Below are 1,319 nucleotides of genomic sequence, written 5' to 3' on the forward strand. Positions count from 1 at the left end.
GCTGATCGGTCATGGTGAGGGCGCTTGGGTGGTGCATCAGGCATTGGGCCGCGGCATGAAAGCCCACAAGGTGGTCGCTCTGGGGGCGGCCGGGCCTGACGTGGTTCAGCATCTGATGCGCCGCGATCCGCGGGTGGCGTGGTCCATGCGCCATGTTTTGCTGCCGCGCATGGGGTCCTGGGGGAGACGACGCATCCTGGGTTCGGACGCGCAAGCCATCACCGCCCTGTGGGACAGATGGTCGCCGGGTTACCGGCCTCAGACTGAGCACATGGAACGGATCGCCGCCACTTTCCGGTCTTCAGGCAGTGGCCCCCTGGGTCTCCTGGACCTGGCGAGTGCCGAGCCTGGCAGCGCCGTTGCACGAGAGTCCACGCTGTGTCTGATGGGTGAAAACGACGCCGCTGTGCCACCACACCTCTTGCCGGGGCGTCACAGCATGTTGACTGGCCGGCGCAGCACGTTGTCTGGCGCCCACATGCGTGTTCTTCCCGGCGTGGGGCATTTTCCCCACCTGGAAGCACCCGAAGTGACGTTTGATGCGATCACACAGTGGTTCGCCCAGCCGTAGGTCCACCGCACGGTGGGGCGCTGCGTCGTCGTGATCGGTGTCGGTGCCTGACGATAGCCTGATGGGTATGACGTCACAGGGCACGGGTGCAGACCACGGAGTTCAGATCCAGCGTGTGGGGGATGGGCCCAAGAATCTGGTGTTCCTGCATGGGCTGATGGGCCGCGGAAAGAACTTCTCCCGGTTTGCCAAGGAAATCAGCACGGAATGCACGGTGCTCCTGGTGGATCTGCCCAACCACGGCGCGTCCGCGTGGACGGAAACCATTGACTACCGGGAGATGGCAGAGCAGGTTTCAGCAGCGGTGGAGGCTGAATTGGGGGAGCAGCCGTACCACCTGGTGGGACATTCCATGGGCGGCAAAGTGGCCATGACCATGGCGTTGACCCGGCCGGAGCTCATTGAAAAATTGATGGTGGTGGACATTGCACCGGTCCAGAGCTGGAACAGCGGGGGAGAGTTCCCGCATCTGCTGGGCAGCCTGCGTTCCGTGGACCTCACGGCGGTGGCCAACCGTGGTGAGGTGGATGAACAGTTGTCCGAGCCCATTCCGCATCCCACCGTCCGTGGGTTCCTGATGCAGAACCTGCGTCACAAGGACGGTCAGTTCGGTTGGCAGCCCAATCTGGACTTGCTCTACAGCAGCCTTGACACCATTGGTGGGTTCCCCGAGTTCGACTCCACGTTTGACGGGCCCGTGACCTGGGTGGCCGGCGGCGAGTCCCAGTACGTCAAGGAGGAATACCGG

The 1,319-nt window shown here is 63.5% G+C and carries 2 protein-coding genes; both read left to right on the top strand.

The features are described from left to right. A partial coding sequence (locus L979_RS12800; RefSeq protein WP_047692594.1) for an alpha/beta fold hydrolase occupies nucleotides 1–571 on the top strand: 571 nt, incomplete at its 5' end. Nucleotides 572–638: 67 nt separating this feature from the next. Next, nucleotides 639–1,319, top strand: a 681-nt coding sequence (locus L979_RS12805; RefSeq protein WP_052209884.1) for an alpha/beta fold hydrolase, incomplete at its 3' end; no start/stop codon positions are given.

Origin of the sequence: Kocuria sp. ZOR0020 (assembly GCF_000800955.1) — a bacterium.
GTDB classification, from domain to species: domain Bacteria; phylum Actinomycetota; class Actinomycetes; order Actinomycetales; family Micrococcaceae; genus Kocuria; species Kocuria subflava.